Below are 17,672 nucleotides of genomic sequence, written 5' to 3' on the forward strand. Positions count from 1 at the left end.
TAGCGGCTACACCCGCGCCCCGTTGTCGTGCGGGTCGCGGCGTCCGGCGCGCTGCCGGACGCGCGGGGCCCGGGTGCGGGCAGGCGGCGGGACCTTGCTGGTGCGCTCCAGCAGCAGCGCGGCCGGGACGGCGGTCATCACCGAGGAGTACGTCCCCACGACGATGCCGATCAGCAGGGCGAGCGCGAAGTCCTCCAGCGAGTCGCCGCCGAGCACGGCGAGGGCGGTGAGGATGAACAGGGCGCCCATCCCGGTGTTCACCGTCCGGGGCACGGTCTGCAGGACAGCCCGGTTCGCCACCTCCGCGAGCGGCTTTCTGGGGGCCTCAGGGCCTGTCTTGAGTTCCCCGCCTGCGCCCCGACGCCCGGTGCGCCCACCCTCCGGGCGGACGACGGGGAACTCAAGACAGGCCCTGCCCCACAGCTCCCGCACCCGGTCGAAGACGACGACCGAGTCGTTGACGGAGTACCCGATGACGGTGAGGAGCGCCGCCAGGAAGATGCCGTCGACGGTGCGTCCCAGCCAGGCGAACACCCCGATCAGGACGATCACGTCGTGCACGAGCGCCCCGACCGAGGCGACGGCGAACGTCCAGCGGAACCTGACCGCCAGATAGGCCAGCTGGACGAGTACGGCGATGGCCAGGGCGATCAGGGCGTTGCGCCGCAGTTCGTCGCCGAGGCTGGGGCCGATCAGCTCGTCGCGGACCTTGGTGGTCTCGCCGCCTTCGGCGGCCAGGGCGGCCCGCAGCGCGTGTTCGCCGTCGTTGTTGAGCCCCCCGGTCCGCACGGAGATGTCGCCCGCACCGGCCGTGGTGACCTCGGCGTCCCCGAACCCGGCGCCCGCGAGGGCGGTCCGCGCGGTCTCGACGTCCACGGGGCGGCTGGTGGAGTACTCGACCAGCCGTCCGCCGGTGAACTCGACGCCCAGGTTGACCCCGCGCACCAGGATGCCCGCGACGGCCACCGCGATGAGGACGGCGGAGACCGTCAGCCAGCGGCGCGGGGAGCGCATCAGCTGCGGGTCGCGCCGGGTGAGCCAGGTCCGCACCCGGCCCGGGATCGCGATGCCGTTGACGCCCCGGTAGTCCGCGACGAACCGCGAGTGCGCCGCGATCTCGGTGAGGGCGCGGGCGCCGACCAGTGCGGAGAACATCGACGTCAGGACGCCGATGGCGAGCGTGACACCGAACCCCTTGACCGGTCCGGAGCCGAGGAAGAACAGCAGCCCGGCCGCGATGAGCGTCGTCACGTTGGAGTCGGCGACGGCCGTCCAGGCGCCCTTGAACCCGGCGGCGAGCGAGGCCCGCAGGCTCTTCCCGGGCCGTCCGGCGTACTCCTCCCGGGCCCGCTCGAAGACCAGCACGTTCGCGTCGACCGCCATGCCGATCGCCAGCACGAAACCGGCGAGTCCGGGCAGCGTCAGCGTGACGCCGAGGGCGACGAGGGCCGCGTACGAGATCACCCCGTACGCCGCGAGCGCCACGGCGGCGAGGGCGCCGAAGAGGCGGTAGATCACGATGATGAACAGGGCGGTGGCCGCCGCGCCGATCAGGGCCGCCCGTGCGCCGGCGTCGATGACGGCGGCGCCGAGCGTCGGGCCGACCGTCCGCTGCTCCACGATCTCGACGGGCACCGGCAGGGCACCGCCCTCGATCAGCAGGGCGAGTTCGCGGGCCTCGTCCGCGCTGAACGAGCCGGTGATCCGGGTGGAGCCGGAGGGCAGGCCCGAACCGCAGGCGACGGTCGGCGAGACCTGGGGCGAGGAGATCACCCGCTTGTCGAGCACGATGGCGACCCGGCGCCGCTCGTCCTGCGCCGGGTGACAGGCCGCCTCGCCGGTCAGCCGGGTCCAGTCCCGGCCGGCGTCCTTGTGGAAGTCGAGCGACACGGTCCAGCCGGCGCCCTGCTGGGCGTCGAAGGACGCGGACGCCTCCTTGACCCCGGCGCCGGAGAGGGCGGCGGGCCCGAGGGCCAGTTCGCGGCCCTGCTCGTCGGGCAGGGTCAGCCCCTTGCCGTCCTCGGCCGGTCCGCCCGGGCCCTGGACGGCGTGGAAGGTCAGCTGGGCGGTCTTGCCGATGACCTCGGCGGCCTTGCGCGGGTCCTGGACGTCCGGGAGTTCCACGATGATCCGGTCCTCGCCGGACCGGGTGAGGACCGGCTCCGTCACCCCGAGCGAGTCGACGCGCCGGCGCAGCACCTCCAGGGTGCGGTCGGTGCTCTCGCGGTCGGCCTCCGCGGTGTCGGAGTCCTGGGCCTGGAGCACCATGCGGGTGCCGCCCTGGAGATCCAGGCCGAGTCTGGGTGACATGGTCAGCGTGATGAACACGGAGACGAGCAGCACGGCCGCAGCCAGCACCGCCCGCACCGTGGTGGCGCGCGTCATTGCGGGATTCCTCCGAGGGGGCGCCGGGCACGCCCCTCACCCGGTCAGGACGGCGGGAGCGGCACGGCGTTGATGGATTGCGGGACCGGCGAGCGGTCCCCGGGCCGGTGGACACCGGCACTCGGAGGCCCGCGCACCCCGGGCAGCGCCACGCGCGGGCGCTGGACGGCGGAGGCGGGGGCGGTACGGACGAGCCAGGGGACGGAGCGCGGAAGCGGGGCCCGCGCGGGGCTTGGGACGAGGCCGCCGGGGCCGGGCGGGGGCAACTGGTGTGCGGTACGGGGGTGCTCGGCGGCAGCCCACGGGGTGGTGTCCGGGCCACGGTCGACGGTGGCGGGCGGCGGGGTGGCCGCGGCGGGTGGGACGGTCCGGGGCGCCTCGGCGTCAGTCGGCAGGGCGGACCGCTCGACGGTCGTCTGTCCGGTCGCGTGTCGTACGGGGAGGCCGGGGGCGGTCGTCGCGGGCGTCGTGGGAAGCCCCGCCGACACGCGTACGGGGAGACCCTCACCGGCCGCCGCGGGCGCCCCGCCGACGAGGGCGAGCACCGCGAGGAGCAGCGCGACGAGGTACTGCCGCGCGGCGGAAGAGCGGCCCGGGTGCGCGTTCCCCGGGGGCTGCCCCGGGAGCGGGGTCACCGGAGGCGGCCGGGCAGGGCGGGCGCCGTGGTGTGGCGGAGGACGGAGCTGAGGACCAGTCCGGCGCCGCGCACGACCGTGGTCGCCGGGTCGTCCGTGCGCCGGACCGGAACGCCGAGGCGGACCGCTATCCGGTGGGTGACGTCCGGTCGCAGCGCGCCGCCTCCGGCGAGCAGCGGGCCCCTGCGCAGGGCGCCGAGCAGCGCGCCGTGCGGGTCCTGCCGCCACATGGCCATGACCATGTCCAGGACGGCGCGGACGGCGGCGGTGGGCGGCTCGCCCGGGTCCAGGTCGCTGAGCCCGGTCTCCGCGAGGCGGGCGTCCCGCACCAGGCCGTCCACGAGCAGGGTCGCCTCGGTCAGCTCGGCGCCGATGTCGAGGACGAGGAGGGGGCCGCCGCCGTCCCCGGGCCCGGCGCACGCGGCGGCGGCACGGGCACTGTCCAGAACGATGACGTCCGAGGGGCCGAGCGCGCGGAGCAGGTCGCGGGCGGCGGCCCGGTGGCCGGGCCCGGCGAGCACGGGGTGGCTGAAGACGATGACCGCGTCCTCGCGGCGCTCGCCCAGGGCCCGGTCGGCGATGCGGGCCAGCATCCGGCCGCACGACTCCGGGTCCACGATGCGGCCGCGCCGGACGGGCCGGCCGGGGCCGTACTCACCGGTGCCGTGGACGGTGTCCGCGACGACGCCCTGTCCGGGGACCCAGGCCCGGGTGCGGGAGCTGCCGAGGTCGAGGGCGAGGCCCCGGGTGGCACCCCGGTAGTGCCGGTGGACGGAGCGGTCGAGCCGCCGTCCGTCGCGCAGAGAACGCATCGCCCCTCACCCCCGGGCACGCAGCCGCGGCCGTACACACACCCAGTGACCCGCTGATCGCGAGGCATGACCGAGCCCTCACTATGCAATAGGGAGGCAAAGAAAGCCACTCCCCACCAAAATCGAAGGACTCGCCCCGCGCGCACGACGGGCCGTGCGCGCCACAGACACGCCCCGCGCGGTCACGCGCCCCGCGTCACGCGTCGACCGGCAGGAACTCCGCTATCAGCTCCGCGAACTCCTCCGGCGTGGCGATCCGTACCCCCAGGTCCTCCGCCTTGCTCCGCTTGGAGCCCGCCTTCTCCCCGGCGACGAGCAGCGTCGTGCGCTTGGAGACGCTGGAGGAGGACTTGCCGCCGGCCCGCTCGACCAGCTCGTTCATCTGGTTGCGCGACAGCTTCTCCAACGCGCCCGTCATGGCGCCGGAGACGACCACGGTCATCCCGGCCAGCGGAGCGCCCTCGGCAGCGGCGGCCGTCTCCTCGTCGGCCTCCTCGCCCGGCGGGGGCGGCGGCGTCGCGCCCGGTTCGGTCATGTTGAGCCCGGCGGCGACCAGCTTGTCGATGAGCGGGGCGAGCCCGGCCAGCTCCGCGACGACCCCGGCCGCCTTCTCCTTGCCGATGCCGTCGACCCGCTGCAACTCCTCCTCGTCGGCGGCTCTGATCCGGTCCATCTCCGCGAAGTAGCGGGCGATCCGGCGGGACATGGAGCGCCCGGTACCGCGCACGCCGAGGGCGCAGAAGACCCGGGAGAGCGGCTGCGAGCGCGCCGTGTCGATCGCGGCCAGCAGATTGTCGGTGCTGGTCTCCCCCATCCGGTCGAGCGTGAGCAGCTGTTCGCGTTCCAGCATGAACAGGTCGGCGAAATCGGTGACGAGACCGGCGTCGACCAGCTGGACGACCCGGGTCGTGCCGAGCCCCTCGATGTCGAGCTGGTCGCGCCCGGCGGCGTACGAGACGGAGGCGACGAGACGGCAGTCGCGGCCCCGCACACAACGCCAGCGCTGCTCGCTGCTGTCGATCTCCGAACCGCACTGGGGGCACGCCTCGGGGAAGTCGATGGGCTGCTCCTCGCCGGTGCGCAGATGGGCGACGGGCGCCTCGATGCGGGGGATGATGTCGCCCGCCTTGTAGACCATCACATGGTCGCCGATGCGGAGGTCCCGGCGGGTGATGTCGGCCGGGTTGTGCAGGGTGGCGTAGCTGACGGTCGAGCCGTCGATCTCGACGGGCTCCAGCACGGCGCGCGGCGCGATGATGCCGGTGCGGCCCACGTTCCACTCGACGCCGAGGAGGCGGGTGACCTTCTCGACGGCGGGCAGCTTGTAGGCGATGGCCCAGCGCGGGGCCCGGGAGCCGGAACCGGCGTCGCGCCGGTCGGCCGCCAGGTCCGCCTTGATGACGATGCCGTCGATCCCGAACGGCAACGCGGCCCGTAGCGCGGCGACTTCCTCGATCCGGGCCCGGACCTCCTCGACGGTGGCGGCGGTGCGCGGCGCGACCTCCGTGTCCGCCGCGGTGTGCACGCCGAGCTCCGCGACCCGGGCGAGCACCTGACTGTGCGGCAGCTCGGTCAGTTCGTCGGCCGGCGCGCCGGAGTCGGGCAGCGGCAGGGCTCCGTATGCAAAGAACGTCATCTCCACCGTGTACGCACGGTCCTTGGCGCGCAGGGTGCCCGCGGCGCCGTTGCGCGCGTTGGCGAAGGGGGCGCCGCCGTGCTCGGTGCGGACCGTGTTGGCCTGCTCGAACTGCTCGGTGGTCATCAGGATCTCGCCGCGTATCTCGATCGTCACCGGCTCCGCGAGCCGCGCGGGGAGCCCGAGAACGGTCCCGATCGCATGGGAGACGTCCTCACCCGCGGTCCCGTCACCCCGGGTGATCAGCCGTTCCAGACGGCCTACGTAATACCGCGCGGCGACCGCGAGCCCGTCGAGCTTCGGCTCGACGCTCCACGCGGTGACGGGCCGTCCGATCCGGCGCTCCAGGGATGCGGTCCAGGTGGCGAACTGCTCGGCCGAGAAGACGTTGTCGAGGGAGAGCATCGGGACGGTGTGCGGCACGTCCCCGACGGCCGTGCCGCCCGCCACCTTGCCGGTCGGCGAGGCGGGCAGCACCTCCTGCGGATGCTCCCGCTCGTACCCGGCGATACCGCGCGCCAGGCGGTCGTAGGCGTCATCGTCGAGCGTGCTCTCGCCCGTGGCGTAGTACGCGGCGGCGGCCTGTGCGGCCTCCTCGACGGCGGCGGCGTAGGAGGCGTGGTCGGCGAGCACGACTGCTGAGTTCGTCATGCCCTCCATCCTGCCGCCCACCACTGACAACGCCCTTGACGCAGAGGCTCGGAGAGCGCTCTCTCCGGCGTGGCGCCAGCGGTTTTGGCCACCCCATGCCAGAGAGAGCGCTCTCCGAGCCTCTGCGGCCCGAACAGCCCCCACAACACCCGGAATCAAAGGTTCGTCAGCTGTATTGACATGCCCTCAACAGGCTCTTACGTTCCCTGGCAGAGAGCGCTCTCTCGCCTGATCAGGCCGCCCATGATCAGGGCACATCCCCCCACCACTTCCCCGAACAGGAGTGCCGTGCTCTTCTTCCGTCAACGCCACAGTGGCGAGGACAGCCACCGCAGAACCCCGCCGCCCCGGCGGTACCGCACGGCGGCGCTCGCCGCCGCCGCGCTCGCCCTGACCCTCCTTCAGGCCACCACCGGCAGCGCGTCCGCCGGCACGTCGGCCCCCGCCCCCAAGGCGGCCGCCGACGTGGTCCGGGTGGCCGAATTCCTCGCCGAGTGCCCGTACACCCACCGGGCACCCGACGACCCGATCGTCTTCCCGGGCCTGCCCGGCGCCTCCCACATGCACAGCTTCTTCGGCAACGACTCCACGAACGGCCACTCCGACCTGGCCTCGCTGGAGAAGGCCCGGAGCACCTGCTCACCCGACATCGACCTGTCGTCGTACTGGGTGCCGACCCTGTACGACGGGGACAAGGAGGTGGAGCCCACCGGCACCACGTTCTACTACCTGGGCGAGGGCGTCCGCGACGACGTCATCCGGCAGATCAAGCCCTTCCCCCGGGGTCTGCGGATCGTCGCGGGCAACGCCAAGGCGACCGGGCCGAACGACAACACGATCTCGCGCTGGTCGTGTCTGCACCACGGCGAGGTCAACCCGTCGCACGACTTCGTGAACTGCCCGTCCGACGGGATGCTGGAGTCGTACCTCGACTTCCCGCAGTGCTGGAACGGCAAGGACCTCGACTCGCCCGACCACAAGAGCCACATGTCGTACCCGGTCAACGGCGAGTGCCCGGCCACCCACCCGGTGCCGGTGCCCAAGCTCCGCCAGGTGCTGCGGTACCCGGTCAACGGTAACCCGTCCAGGTTCCGCCTGGCTTCCGGTCCCGGCTACACGATGCACGGCGACTTCTTCAACGTGTGGCCCGAGGCCGAACTGGCGCAGCGCGTACGCGACTGCATCAACGCCATCATCAAGTGCGGGGCCGACGGCACCCCCTGACGCGCTCCCCCGTCCCCACCCGCCCGTCCGGGGCCCGCGCCCCGGACGGGCCCTCCCCCGAGGGAGCCCTGATGAAAGCGGCCCGCAGCGCGCCGGCGCTCACCCTGCTGCTCCTCCTCCTGGTCGGCTGCGGCTCCCCGGCGGACGGGCAGGAAAGCGCTCCCCCGCCCGCCCCGTCCGCCACCGGCGCTCCCGCCGATCCGACCGACGCCGCCTGGGCACAGCTCATGACCCCGATGAACGAGTCGGCCGTGGCGCTCCTGTCGCTCGCCGCCGACCGCTCCGGCGACACCGCCGTACGGCGCTGGGCGGCCGGGCTGCGGACCTCGCAGAACGGCGAACTGGACCGGCTGCGCCCGCTGCTGGCCCGGATGGGGCTCCCGGACACCAACGTGCACGAGGGCCACCACATGCCCGGCATGGTGACGGCCGACGACCTGGCACGGGCCCGCGCGCTGGAGGGCGCGGCCTTCGACCGCTTCCTGGTGGAGCGGATCGGCGGCCATCTGCGCCAGACCGCCCAGGTGTCGCGCTCCGAGACCGGGGCCGGCACCCGGCCGGACGCCAAGCGGCTCGCGGCCGCCCTGGTCTCCGCCCGCCGGGCCGAGATCGCCCGGCTGCCCGCCCCGTCCGGCGCTCCCGGCTGACGGCCGGGTCAACGTAACCCCAAGGCGCCCAGGGCTGTTGCCCCACCGGTCGTACCACCCGGTATAAAGACTGCATGCCTGCCGACGCCCCGCCGCCCGCCCGTCCCGTGACCTTGGAGGACGTGGCCGGAGTGGCCGGGGTGTCACGGGCGACGGTGTCGCGGGTGATCAACGGGGCGACCACGGTGGACCCGGCGCTGCGGCGGACGGTGGAGGCGGCGGTGGACGCCACCGGTTACGTCCCCAACCGCGCGGCCCGGTCGCTGGTGACCCGGCGCACCGACTCGATCGCGCTGGTCGTCTCGGAGCGGGAGCGGCGCACCGTGCCCGAGCCGTTCGTCGGCCGGATGTTCTCCGATCCGTACTTCGGGCGGGTGGTGGCCGGTCTCCTGGAGGTGCTCCGCCCGGCGGGCATCCAGCTGGTCCTGATGCTGGCCGACGACCAGGAGTCCCGCGACCAGCTCCTTTCGTATCTGCGCCACGGGCACGTCGACGGGGTGGTGCTGATCTCCTCGCACGCGGACGACCCGCTGCCCGGGCTGCTGCACGGGACCCGGCTGCCCGCCGTGCTCGCCGGGCAGCCGCGCAGGCCGACCCCGCTCACCTATGTCGAGGCGGACCAGCGGGCCGGGGCGCGGCTGGCCGCCGACCATCTCGCCGCGCTGGGCCGCCGCCGCATCGGCACGGTGTCGGGCCCGCAGGACATGCCGGCCGGTCAGGCGCGGCTCGCCGGGTTCCTGGACGCAGCTGCGGCGCACGGCATCCGGGACGTGGTGACCGCCGAGGGCGACTTCACCCATGCCGGGGGCGCGGCGGCGATGCGGCGGCTGCTGGCGGAGCGGCCGGATCTGGACGCGGTGTTCATCGCGTCGGACCTGATGGCGCTCGGGGCCGTACCGGTGCTGCTGCGGGCCGGGAAGGAGGTCCCGGACGATGTCGCGCTCGTCGGGTTCGACGACAGCAGCGCGGCGCTGGCCTGTGATCCGCCGCTGACGACGGTCCGGCAGCCGGTGGAGGAGATGTCGGCGGAGATGGCCCGGCTGCTGCTCAAGCAGATCGGCAAGCCGGTGGACCCGCCGCCGTCGGTGATCTTCCACCCGACGCTCGTACGCCGGCAGTCGGCCTGATCAGGCGCGGCCGGGCTCCTCGTCCGACGTCACCGGCACCTGGGGCCCGGATGCCTCCTGGAGCCAGTGCCTGAGGACCCGGTGCACGGCCTCGGCGCCGACGAGTTCGTCCGGGCGCTTCCCGTCCTCGCCGGTGACGGCGTCCAGCGGGTCCGTCAGGGTGCGCGGCCACAGCAGGAACGGCCGGGACTGGTCGCCGCCCAGGCCGCCGTGCGAGCCGATCTGCTCCTCGAAGGCGTACACGGTGCCGGTGGCGGGGTCGTACATGGAGTTGACCATCACGTCGGCGACGTGCGGGAAGGTGTCCGTCCGCCGGATCGCGGCCGCGGCGCCGGGACCGTACACGGCCAGCGGTCCCTGTCCGTCGGCCAGTTCCGCCAGGGGCACCCGTACGCCGTCGCGGGCCAGCACCACCGAGCCGTGGCGCTCGCTGCGGACGAGCAGGAAGCCGATGCCCGGGTGGTTGGCGAGCGTGGAGAGCAGCGCGGGGTGGCGGCGTTCCAGCTGCTCCTGGGAGGCGCGGCCCCCGATGTCCGGGAAGGAGATCAGGCCGAGGTTGCCGGAGGCGAGGACGATGGGGTCGGAGGGTTTCGCGACGTGCTCCTCCTGGCCCCCGGCGACCGGCCGGTGCAGGGCGATGCGGACCGCGTCGCGCGCCTCGGAGGCGCTGCGGGTGCGCTGCGCGCGCCGGGGCACGGGCAGTCCGCTGCCCGCCCGCACGAGGTCCTTGAGGGTCAGCCCGTACACCCCGGCGAAGGTGTTCCCGGGGCTCTGGCCGTGGTCGGACAGGAGCACGATCCGGTAGGTACGGGGCGCCTGCTCGGCGACCTTGGTGATCAGAGCGAGTGCCCGGTCGAGGCGGGCGAGCACCTTCTCCGCGTCGCGGCTGCGCGGTCCGGAGTGGTGTGCCACCTCGTCGTACGCGACGAGGTCGGCGTAGACGGCGGTCCGGCCGGCGAACATGTCGCCGATGACGGCGGAGACGACCACATCGCGTTCGAGCACGGTCGCGAAGGCGCGGATGAAGGGGTACAGGCCGCCGCGCTTGATGCGGGGCGTCTCCTTGCGGAGGCGTGAGCGGGTCGACTGGGCGATCTCCCGGCAGACCTCGGCGGCGAAGGAGCCGGCGGTGCGGACGGCGTTGGCCGGGTCGGAGAAGTAGGCGAAGTACCCGGCCCGGGAGCGGCGGCCCTTGCCGAGTCTGGCGGCCATCGAGAGGACGAGCGCGAGCTGGGCGGCGCCGCCGCTGAAGAGGTTGCCGCGGCTGGCGCCGTCGAGGGTGAGCAGTCCGCCGTCCCGGGTGCGGGTGACAGCGCGGCGCTGGAGTTCCAGGGCGCTCGCCGGCTTGCTGGAGACCATGACGAGGCCGGTCTCCTTCTCGTACCAGCGGAAGGCGGGGACGTCGTGGTTGCTGCCGTGCAGGATGCCGAGCTGGCTGGCGCCGGTCTGGCTGGACCAGTCGGTGCGCCAGGGCATGAGCCGGTGCCCTTCCGGTTCGGCCAGCCAGTGGGCGACGGTCGGCATGACGCCCCCGGCGGCCGCAGCGACGAGGGCGTCGTGGCCGACCCCGTCGAGCTGGATGAAGACGGTGCCCGGCGGGCCCCCGCGCGCGTCGCCGGTGCCGGTGCGCCGGCGGCGCCGGTCGGCCAGGCGGGAGAGGCGGCGGCGGTAGGCGTTGTCGTCGCGCACGGCGAGGGCGGTGGAGGTCGCGGAGGCGACGGCGGACATCACGGCCGCGACGGCGACGGCGGTCTCCGGGGCCGCGGCGCCCCGGCCGTCCGGGATGAGCCACAGCGCGATCAGCAGCAGCGAGCCGTTGAGGAAGAAGACGAGCGCGCCGAGGACGAGGGCCGGGACGATGAGCAGGGCCCGGACCAGCACGGGCCAGACCAGGGCGGAGAGCAGTCCGAAGGCGCCCGCGCCCCAGGCCGCGGTGAAGGCGGTCTTGGTGATGCTGTCGCCGTCGGCGGACTGGAGCCGGAAGTCGGGGAGGATGCCCGCGAGCGCGAGCATGGTGAGCGTCGAGACGGCCCAGACCGCGATCACCCGCATCAGCGCGGCGCCGGCGCGCCGCCATCGTCTGTCGCCCACGCCCTCGTCACCTCATGTCCGGGCCCTGCCGTTCCGGGCCCTTTCCCAGCCTTTCACAGCGGTCCCGGCGGCCTTGCGGCCGGTCAGCAGCCGTCGTAACCGGCGGTCGGCATGGAGAGGCGGCGGTGCACTCCGGCCTTGCCGTCGGCGGTGTAGGACGGCTCGGCGAGCCCGGCGATCTCCAGGCGTACGCCGCGCCGCTCGCACTCCGCGGTGAACTCCGGCACCGAGGCCAGGGCGCGGGCGAGGACCCGGTCGCAGGGGGCGACGAACAGCTCGACCTCCCCGCTGTCGATGCCGTCCCAGAGCGCGGGGTGGTCGGGGCGCAGCCCGTAGAGGCGCAGCTGCCGGGTGACGACATAGCCCTGGTCGGCGGCCCAGCGGGCGCACATGGCCTGCTGGCCGCGGGTGTCCACGAGGAACGGATCGCTGTCCAGTTCCTCCAGCGGTGTCAGGCTGGCGATGGCCGCCACGCGTACGTCCCCCATGGCCCGTCTTCTCCCCGTGCTCGTCGTTCCCCGACCCTATGCGCCCGTACGCGAGGGCCGAGGGAGCGTTCCGGGGCGGCGAGGGGGCGCACGGGGGCACGGGCCTGAGCCGGTGATCCACGGGTGCGCCGGGGTGCGCGGACCGCTCGGGCGTGACTGGCCGTAGGCTCGTCGGGGCAGGTGTGGTGGGGTCCGAGGGCCCCGGAGAGCAGGAGGAGGCGGCGCGTGCCGGTGGAGATCACCTGGTGGGGTCATGCCACGTGCACGATCGAGGACTCCGGGATCCGCTTCCTGACCGATCCGCTGTTCGTACGGCGCTTCGCGCATCTGCGGCGACGCCGGGGCGAGCTGCCCGGTCCGGACGCGGCCGTGGCCGATGTGGTCCTCATCTCGCATCTGCACTCCGACCATCTGCATCTGCCGTCGCTGGCGCGCGTCGCGCCGGGGGCCCGGGTGCTGGTGCCGCGTGGTTCGGTGCGGTCGGTGCCGGGGCTGCGGCTGCTGCGCCGGGCGCGCGGGCTGCGGATCACGGAGGTGGTCGCGGGCGACGAGGTGCGCGTGGGCGGGGTGCGGGTCCGGGCCGTCCCGGCGCTGCACGACGGCCGGCGCCTGCCGCTGGGCCCGCACCGCTCCCCCGCGCTCGGTTACGTGGTGGAGGGCGCGGCGCGTACGTATTTCGCCGGGGACACCGGGCTCTTCGACGACATGGCGCGGGTGGTCGGCCCGGTGGACGTGGCGCTGCTGCCGGTCGGCGGCTGGGGGCCGTATCTGGGCCACGGGCATCTGGACGCGGGGCGGGCGGCGCAGGCGCTGACCCGGCTGCGGCCGCGCGCGGCGGTGCCGGTGCACTACGGCACGTACTGGCCGATCGGGATGGACGGGGTCCGGCCGCACGAGTTCCACGCGCCGGGCGAGGAGTTCGTGCGGAAGGCGGCGATGGTGGCGCCGGAGGTCGTGGTGCACCGGCTGGCGCACGGCGAGCGGGTACGGCCGGAGGGCCGCGCGTGATCGAGTTCCTGCGCCAGACGGCGCAGCTGCCCGCCGAGTCGACGCAGCAGGCGGTCGGCTATCCGTCGCTGTTCCTGCTGGTGGCGCTGGGTGCGCTGGTGCCGGTGGTGCCGACGGGCGCGCTGGTGAGTTCGGCGGCCGTGGTGGCGTTCCACCAGTCGTCGCCGTTCTCGCTGCTTGTGGTGTTCGCGGTGGCGTCGGCGGCGGCGTTCCTGGGGGACATATCCCTGTACTGGCTGGGGCAGCGGGGGGTGCGGTCGAAGAACGGGTCGCGGTGGCTGCGGACGATCCGGGACCGGGCGGCGCCGGAACGCCTGGAGCAGGCGCAGCGGAAGCTGGACGAGCACGGGGTGATGGTGCTGGTGCTGTCCCGGCTGGTGCCGGCCGGGCGGATCCCGGTGATGCTGGCGTGCCTGCTGGGGCGGATGGAGCTGCGGCGGTTCGCCCGGGGCGATGCGCCGGCCTGCCTGGCCTGGGCGGCGACGTACCAGCTGATCGGGATCCTGGGCGGTTCGCTGTTCCCGGAGCCGTGGCAGGGGGTGGTCGCGGCGGTGGGCCTGACGCTGCTGATCAGCGGGGCGCCCGCGGTGTGGCGCCGGACGCGGGCGCGGTGGGCGCGGTGACGCCGGCCGGGCGGGCCGTCAGCAGGCGGGAGCCGCCGATGGGCAGGTCCCAGAGCCGGTCGCGGGGGTGTCCGGCGCGCTGCCAGGCGGTCCGCAGCCGGGTGAGCGGTTCGAGGACCGGTTCGGCGGAGAGCAGGAAGGTCGCCCAGTGCATGGGCGCCATCGCGTGGGCGCCGAGGTCTTCGTACGCCTGCACGGCCTCCTCCGGGTCGGTGTGGACGTCGCCGAGCCACCAGCGGGGCTCGTACGCGCCGATCGGCAGCAGGGCGAGGTCGATGCCGGGGTGGCGGCGGCCGATCTCGGCGAACCAGTGGCCGTATCCGGAGTCTCCGGCGAAGTAGATCCGGCCGCCGTCCCCCGCGCCGGTGGTGTCCTGGATGACCCAGCCGCCCCACAGCGAGCGGCAGGTGTCGGTGAGGGTGCGCCGGGACCAGTGGTGGGCGGGCACGAAGTCGAAGCGGACGCCGTCCAGTTCGGCGTGTTCCCACCAGTCGAGTTCGGTGACGCTGCCGAAGCCCCGGCGGCGGCACCACTGGCCGAGTCCGGCCGGGACGAACAGCGGGGTGTTCCGGGGCAGCCGGCGCAGGGTGGGGGCGTCCAGGTGGTCGTAGTGGTTGTGGCTGATCACGACCGCGTCGACGGGAGGCAGGTCCTCCCAGCGGACCCCGACGGGCGTGATCCGGGCCGGGGTGCCGAGGATGCGGCGGGACCAGACGGGGTCGGCGAGGACGGTGAGGCCGCCGGTGCGGATGATCCAGCTGGCGTGCCCGGCCCAGGTGACGGACGCGGTGCCCGCCGGGACGGGCGGCAGGGGCTCGGGGGCGTACGGCAGCCGGTGGATGTGGCGCAGGCCCTCCGCGTTGGGCCGGATGGCGTGCTCGCGGGCCAGCCGGGACATGCTCCGGACGCCGGGGAGCGGGGCGGTGAGCCGGTCCGCGAAGCTCCGGGGCCAGGTGCGTACCTCGCCGAGCGGGCGGGGGGTGACGACCTCGCCGCAGACCGCGAGGGGTACGAGCGGGCTCTCGGTCTGGTCCGTCATCGGGGCTCCCGTCCAGGAGTGCGCCGGCGGGGTGGGTCAGCGCGGTGCGTCGAGGGCTGCTCGGAAAATGCTCAGCGCTGCCGCGATGTGCGGCAATTCGAGCGGGTCCGGGGCGGTGAGCGCCTCGGCCTGGCGCTCCGGGTCCGTGCCGAGGAGCGAGCCGGTGCCCAGCCGGACCCGGAGCGCGCCGAGTTCGTCGCCGAAGCGGTGGCCGCCCGGGGCGGGGGTGCCGAGCCGGGCGGACAGGAACTCCTCCAGTTCGAGGGAGTCGTTGACGCCCCGGGCGGCGAGCCGGGAGCGGAGCGGGCCGAGGTCCGCGTAGAGGTGGCGGCCGGCCTGCGGGGGCCGGGCGAGGGCGCCCCAGCCGAGGACGGCGCGATGCGTCTCGGCGGCGAGCCGGGCGTGCAGGGCGGCGGAGCGCCGGGCGCGTTCGGTGACGGCGTCCGGTTCGCGCAGCGCGTGGGCGGCGGCCGCCGCGACCGGTCCGGCGACGGAGGCGCCGAGCGCGGTGAGGACGTCGAGCGTACGGGCGTGGCGGGTGGCGGAGCGCGCGGTGTCGGGGAACCGGGCGACGGCAACCGGCCAGGCGGCCGGGGTCAGCGCGCCGTACAGGCCGGAGACCACCGTGACGTCGTCGGGGCACATCTCGGCCGGGCTGACCAGGACCGTGTCGTGCGGGCGGTGCAGGGTGTCGCGCCAGGTCTCGTCGCTGACGATGTGCAGCCCCTCGTCCACGGCGGCCTCGCACGCCTCGCGCACGAGTTCCGGCGGGGCGACCGTGGCGGTGGGGTCGTCGGCGACCGAGAGCAGCAGCAGCCGGGGCCGGCCGCCCTCGGCGCGTACCCGCCGCACGGTTTCGAGGAGGGCGTACGGGTCGGGCACACCGCCGCACTCGGCGGGCGTGGGCACCTGGTAGGCGGGCCGGCCGAGCAGCCTGGCCTGCGGGATCCAGGACGCGGGGCAGGGGCGCGGCAGCAGCACGTCGCCCCCGTGCGCGGCGATGAGGGCGAGCAGCAGCGGTGCGGTGCCGGGGGCGGCCGCGACGCGCTCGGGGCCGCAGCGCAGTCCGCGCCGGTCCCAGTAGGCGCGGGCGGCCTCGCGCAGGGCGGCCGATCCGCCGGCGGGTTCGGGGGCGGCGCGGCCTGCGGCGGAGGCCAGCACCTCGGCCAGCTCGGGCAGGACGGGCAGACCCGGCCAGGGGGCCGGCGGCCCGTACCGTACGGGGCCCCGGTCCTCCCGGACCGTGTCCGTTCCGCGCTCGTGCCGCCCGGTCCGCTCCCGGCCCATCGGGCCTCCTTCGCCGTCCGCCCCAGGGCCTGTCTTCGAACTGCCGCCGTCGCCCGGAGGGCGGCGGCGCGGCGGCAGGCGTGTGCTCTCGGCGTGCCGGCCCCAGACCCCTTTATACGAGGGAACGGGGCGGGGCGCCCGGTGGCCGGGCTCGGCTCGGGCGTGGGTCCGGTCGTGTCCGAGGCGGCGCACGGGGGCGGCGGCACAGCTGACGCAGGGATCGGACTCCTGGTGCTCGGGGGCGGACAGCGTGCCGTCGCCGTGGAGGAAGAGTTCGAGGACGTCGAACGCCCTGGTCACCGCCGGCACGAGTCGCCCCATGGCCCCGCGTTCCCCCTTGTTCGGTGTCCCGGCCCGCGACCGGTGTGACGAACCTCGGGCCACCCTCGGCGTGGCTGCTGGTTCGGGGCGGCGATGCGGGGTATCCGCTGTCGCATGTCGTCAGCGAGCAATGCTTCCGTCCCGTCCCGGATCGCCGGGCTGCGCGACCGGTTCCACCGGCGCGATCTCGCCGTGTTCCAGAATCTGGCCCAGCGCCACTGGCCGGCCGCAGGGCCGGTGCTGCCCCGCCTGAGCCGCACCGCCAACCACGGGCTGCTGTGGGTCGGGGCGGCGGCCGGCATGGCCGCCTTCGGGGGCAGTGCCCGGGCCCGGCGGGCCGCGCTGCGGGGCATCGCCTCGCTCGCGGTGGCGTCGGCCGCGATCAACACCGTGGGCAAGGGGGCGGTCCGCAGGCAGCGGCCGATCCTGGACGCCGTGCCGGTGATACGGCAGCTGAAGCGGCAGCCGGTGACCACGTCGTTCCCGTCCGGGCACGCCGCGTCGGCCGCCGCCTTCGCCACCGGGGTCGCCCTGGAGTCGCGCGGCTGGGGTGCGATCGTGGCGCCCGTCGCGCTGTCCGTGGCGGCGTCCCGCGTGTACACCGGGGTGCACTACCCGAGCGATGTGCTGGCCGGGGCGGCGCTGGGCGTGGGGGCGGCGTTCGCCCTGCGGGGGGTGATACCGACGAGGGGGCAGCTGCCCGCGCCGGGCAGACCGCCGGCCGACGCGCCCGCCCTGCCCGAGGGCCGGGGTCTTGTGGTGGTCGCCAACCAGGAGTCGGGGACGGCGACCGCGACGGCCTCGCTGATCCGGAACGCGCTGCCGGAGGCGGAGATCGTGGAGTGCCCGCCCGGCCGGCTCGCCTCGGAGCTGGCGCAGGCGGCGGACCGGTGCACGGCGCTGGGGGTGTGCGGCGGGGACGGCACGGTCAACCTGGCGGCGTCCGTGGCGGTGGAGCACGAGGTGCCGCTCGCGGTGTTCCCGGGCGGGACCCTCAACCACTTCGCGTACGACCTGGGCATCGAGACCGTCGCCGACGCCTGCTCCGCGCTCGTCGCCGGGAGCGCGGTGCGGGCGGACCTGGGCCGGTTCCGGCCGGGGCCCGACGGCTCCGACGGCTACTTCCTGAACGCCTTCAGCCTGGGCGTGTATCCGGAGCTGGTGCGGATGCGGGAGCGCTGGTCGCCCCGGATCGGCGGCTGGCCCGCGGGGGTACTCGCGGCCCTGCACGTGCTGCGCGGCGAACGCCCCCTGGAGGCCGAACTCCAGGGCCGGTGCCGCCCGTTGTGGCTGCTGTTCGTCGGCAACGGCCTGTTCCAGCGGATGGGACCGGCGCCGGGGCGGCGGCACAACCTCGCGGACGGACTGCTGGACGTCCGCGTGGTGCACGGCGGCCGGACGCCCGGGCTGAGGCTGCTCGCGGCGGCGGTCGCGGGTCCGCTGACCCGCTCCCCCATGCACGCCGCGGTGCGCCGGCAGCGGGTGCGGATCTCCGGTCTGAAGCCGGGGACGCCGTACGCGTACGACGGTGAAGTGGCGCACAGCGAGTCGGAGTTGATGATCGACAAGCTGCCGGAGGCGCTGACGGTGTACTGCCCGCGGCCGGTGTAGGGAGACCGGGTCCCGAGGTCAACAAGGGGCGGTCGACGCGGAGTCGGCCGCCCCTTCGCGCGCCCGGGCCGCTGTCCACATAGCAAG

At 74.8% G+C, this 17,672-nt stretch carries 14 protein-coding genes; 6 read left to right on the forward strand and 8 right to left on the reverse strand.

Going from position 1 to position 17,672, the window contains the following annotated elements; translation table 11 throughout:
* Positions 1 to 6: 6 nt before the first annotated feature.
* The 4 genes from secD to ligA all read right to left on the reverse strand — a co-directional run bounded on the left by secD (position 7) and on the right by ligA (position 6,128).
* Positions 7 to 2,385: a protein translocase subunit SecD gene (gene secD, locus OG867_RS02495; RefSeq protein WP_406282161.1), complete on the reverse strand. Its 2,379-nt coding sequence runs from the start codon at positions 2,383 to 2,385 to the stop codon at positions 7 to 9.
* Positions 2,386 to 2,429: 44 nt separating this feature from the next.
* Positions 2,430 to 3,020, reverse strand: a complete 591-nt coding sequence (locus tag OG867_RS02500) for a hypothetical protein (RefSeq protein WP_406282164.1) — start codon at positions 3,018 to 3,020, stop codon at positions 2,430 to 2,432.
* On the reverse strand, positions 3,017 to 3,832 hold the full coding sequence (locus OG867_RS02505; RefSeq protein ID WP_406282167.1) for a rod shape-determining protein: 816 nt from the start codon (positions 3,830 to 3,832) through the stop codon (positions 3,017 to 3,019). Before OG867_RS02505 ends, OG867_RS02500 begins: the two co-directional genes overlap by 4 nt.
* A 196-nt stretch (positions 3,833 to 4,028) precedes the next feature.
* Entirely contained in the window at positions 4,029 to 6,128 is a 2,100-nt protein-coding gene (gene ligA / locus OG867_RS02510) for an NAD-dependent DNA ligase LigA (protein ID WP_406282170.1), read from the reverse strand.
* 279 nt (positions 6,129 to 6,407) lie between these two features.
* Between ligA and OG867_RS02515 the strand changes: the two genes are divergently transcribed.
* The 3 genes from OG867_RS02515 to OG867_RS02525 all read left to right on the forward strand — a co-directional run bounded on the left by OG867_RS02515 (position 6,408) and on the right by OG867_RS02525 (position 9,117).
* Entirely contained in the window at positions 6,408 to 7,343 is a 936-nt protein-coding gene (locus tag OG867_RS02515) for a DUF1996 domain-containing protein (RefSeq protein WP_406282173.1), read from the forward strand.
* Positions 7,344 to 7,414: 71 nt separating this feature from the next.
* Positions 7,415 to 7,990, forward strand: coding sequence for a DUF305 domain-containing protein (locus OG867_RS02520; RefSeq protein WP_406282176.1), 576 nt, complete (start codon positions 7,415 to 7,417; stop codon positions 7,988 to 7,990).
* Between the two features lie 74 nt (positions 7,991 to 8,064).
* Positions 8,065 to 9,117: a LacI family DNA-binding transcriptional regulator gene (locus OG867_RS02525; protein WP_406282179.1), complete on the forward strand. Its 1,053-nt coding sequence runs from the start codon at positions 8,065 to 8,067 to the stop codon at positions 9,115 to 9,117.
* Here OG867_RS02525 and OG867_RS02530 read toward each other — a convergent pair whose 3' ends face one another.
* Positions 9,118 to 11,208: an alkaline phosphatase family protein gene (locus tag OG867_RS02530; protein WP_406282182.1), complete on the reverse strand. Its 2,091-nt coding sequence runs from the start codon at positions 11,206 to 11,208 to the stop codon at positions 9,118 to 9,120. It abuts the gene before it with no gap.
* Between the two features lie 83 nt (positions 11,209 to 11,291).
* Positions 11,292 to 11,696, reverse strand: coding sequence for a hypothetical protein (locus OG867_RS02535; protein ID WP_328903538.1), 405 nt, complete (start codon positions 11,694 to 11,696; stop codon positions 11,292 to 11,294).
* A gap of 225 nt (positions 11,697 to 11,921) precedes the next feature.
* On the opposite strand from OG867_RS02535, the gene OG867_RS02540 reads away from it, so the two are divergent.
* Together OG867_RS02540 and OG867_RS02545 are read left to right on the forward strand one after the other, a co-directional pair.
* Entirely contained in the window at positions 11,922 to 12,704 is a 783-nt protein-coding gene (locus OG867_RS02540; RefSeq protein WP_406282185.1) for an MBL fold metallo-hydrolase, read from the forward strand.
* Positions 12,701 to 13,327: a DedA family protein gene (locus OG867_RS02545; protein WP_406282188.1), complete on the forward strand. Its 627-nt coding sequence runs from the start codon at positions 12,701 to 12,703 to the stop codon at positions 13,325 to 13,327. The genes OG867_RS02540 and OG867_RS02545 overlap by 4 nt, the downstream gene beginning before the upstream one ends.
* Here the strand turns inward: OG867_RS02545 and OG867_RS02550 are convergent.
* Positions 13,275 to 14,366: an MBL fold metallo-hydrolase gene (locus tag OG867_RS02550; protein ID WP_406282191.1), complete on the reverse strand. Its 1,092-nt coding sequence runs from the start codon at positions 14,364 to 14,366 to the stop codon at positions 13,275 to 13,277. The genes OG867_RS02545 and OG867_RS02550 overlap by 53 nt on opposite strands.
* A gap of 36 nt (positions 14,367 to 14,402) precedes the next feature.
* Positions 14,403 to 15,653 (reverse strand): aminotransferase class I/II-fold pyridoxal phosphate-dependent enzyme, encoded by a 1,251-nt coding sequence (locus OG867_RS02555; protein ID WP_406290719.1) that lies wholly within the window; start codon positions 15,651 to 15,653, stop codon positions 14,403 to 14,405.
* Between the two features lie 435 nt (positions 15,654 to 16,088).
* On the opposite strand from OG867_RS02555, the gene OG867_RS02560 reads away from it, so the two are divergent.
* Positions 16,089 to 17,585: a bifunctional phosphatase PAP2/diacylglycerol kinase family protein gene (locus OG867_RS02560; RefSeq protein ID WP_406282194.1), complete on the forward strand. Its 1,497-nt coding sequence runs from the start codon at positions 16,089 to 16,091 to the stop codon at positions 17,583 to 17,585.
* Positions 17,586 to 17,672 lie beyond the last annotated feature (87 nt).

Source organism: Streptomyces sp. NBC_00209 (genome assembly GCF_045206345.1).
Classification (GTDB): Bacteria; Actinomycetota; Actinomycetes; order Streptomycetales; family Streptomycetaceae; genus Streptomyces.

Bases quoted from the DNA above. Each gene is read 5' to 3' on its own strand.
- secD (WP_406282161.1), bottom strand. From the start codon at position 2,385: ATGACGCGCGCCACCACGGTGCGGGCGGTGCTGGCTGCGGCCGTGCTG.
- OG867_RS02505 (WP_406282167.1), bottom strand. From the start codon at position 3,832: ATGCGTTCTCTGCGCGACGGACGGCGGCTCGACCGCTCCGTCCACCGG.
- ligA (WP_406282170.1), bottom strand. From the start codon at position 6,128: ATGGAGGGCATGACGAACTCAGCAGTCGTGCTCGCCGACCACGCCTCC.
- OG867_RS02520 (WP_406282176.1), top strand. From the start codon at position 7,415: ATGAAAGCGGCCCGCAGCGCGCCGGCGCTCACCCTGCTGCTCCTCCTC.
- OG867_RS02525 (WP_406282179.1), top strand. From the start codon at position 8,065: ATGCCTGCCGACGCCCCGCCGCCCGCCCGTCCCGTGACCTTGGAGGAC.
- OG867_RS02535 (WP_328903538.1), bottom strand. From the start codon at position 11,696: ATGGGGGACGTACGCGTGGCGGCCATCGCCAGCCTGACACCGCTGGAG.
- OG867_RS02550 (WP_406282191.1), bottom strand. From the start codon at position 14,366: ATGACGGACCAGACCGAGAGCCCGCTCGTACCCCTCGCGGTCTGCGGC.
- OG867_RS02555 (WP_406290719.1), bottom strand. From the start codon at position 15,653: ATGGGCCGGGAGCGGACCGGGCGGCACGAGCGCGGAACGGACACGGTC.
- OG867_RS02560 (WP_406282194.1), top strand. From the start codon at position 16,089: ATGTCGTCAGCGAGCAATGCTTCCGTCCCGTCCCGGATCGCCGGGCTG.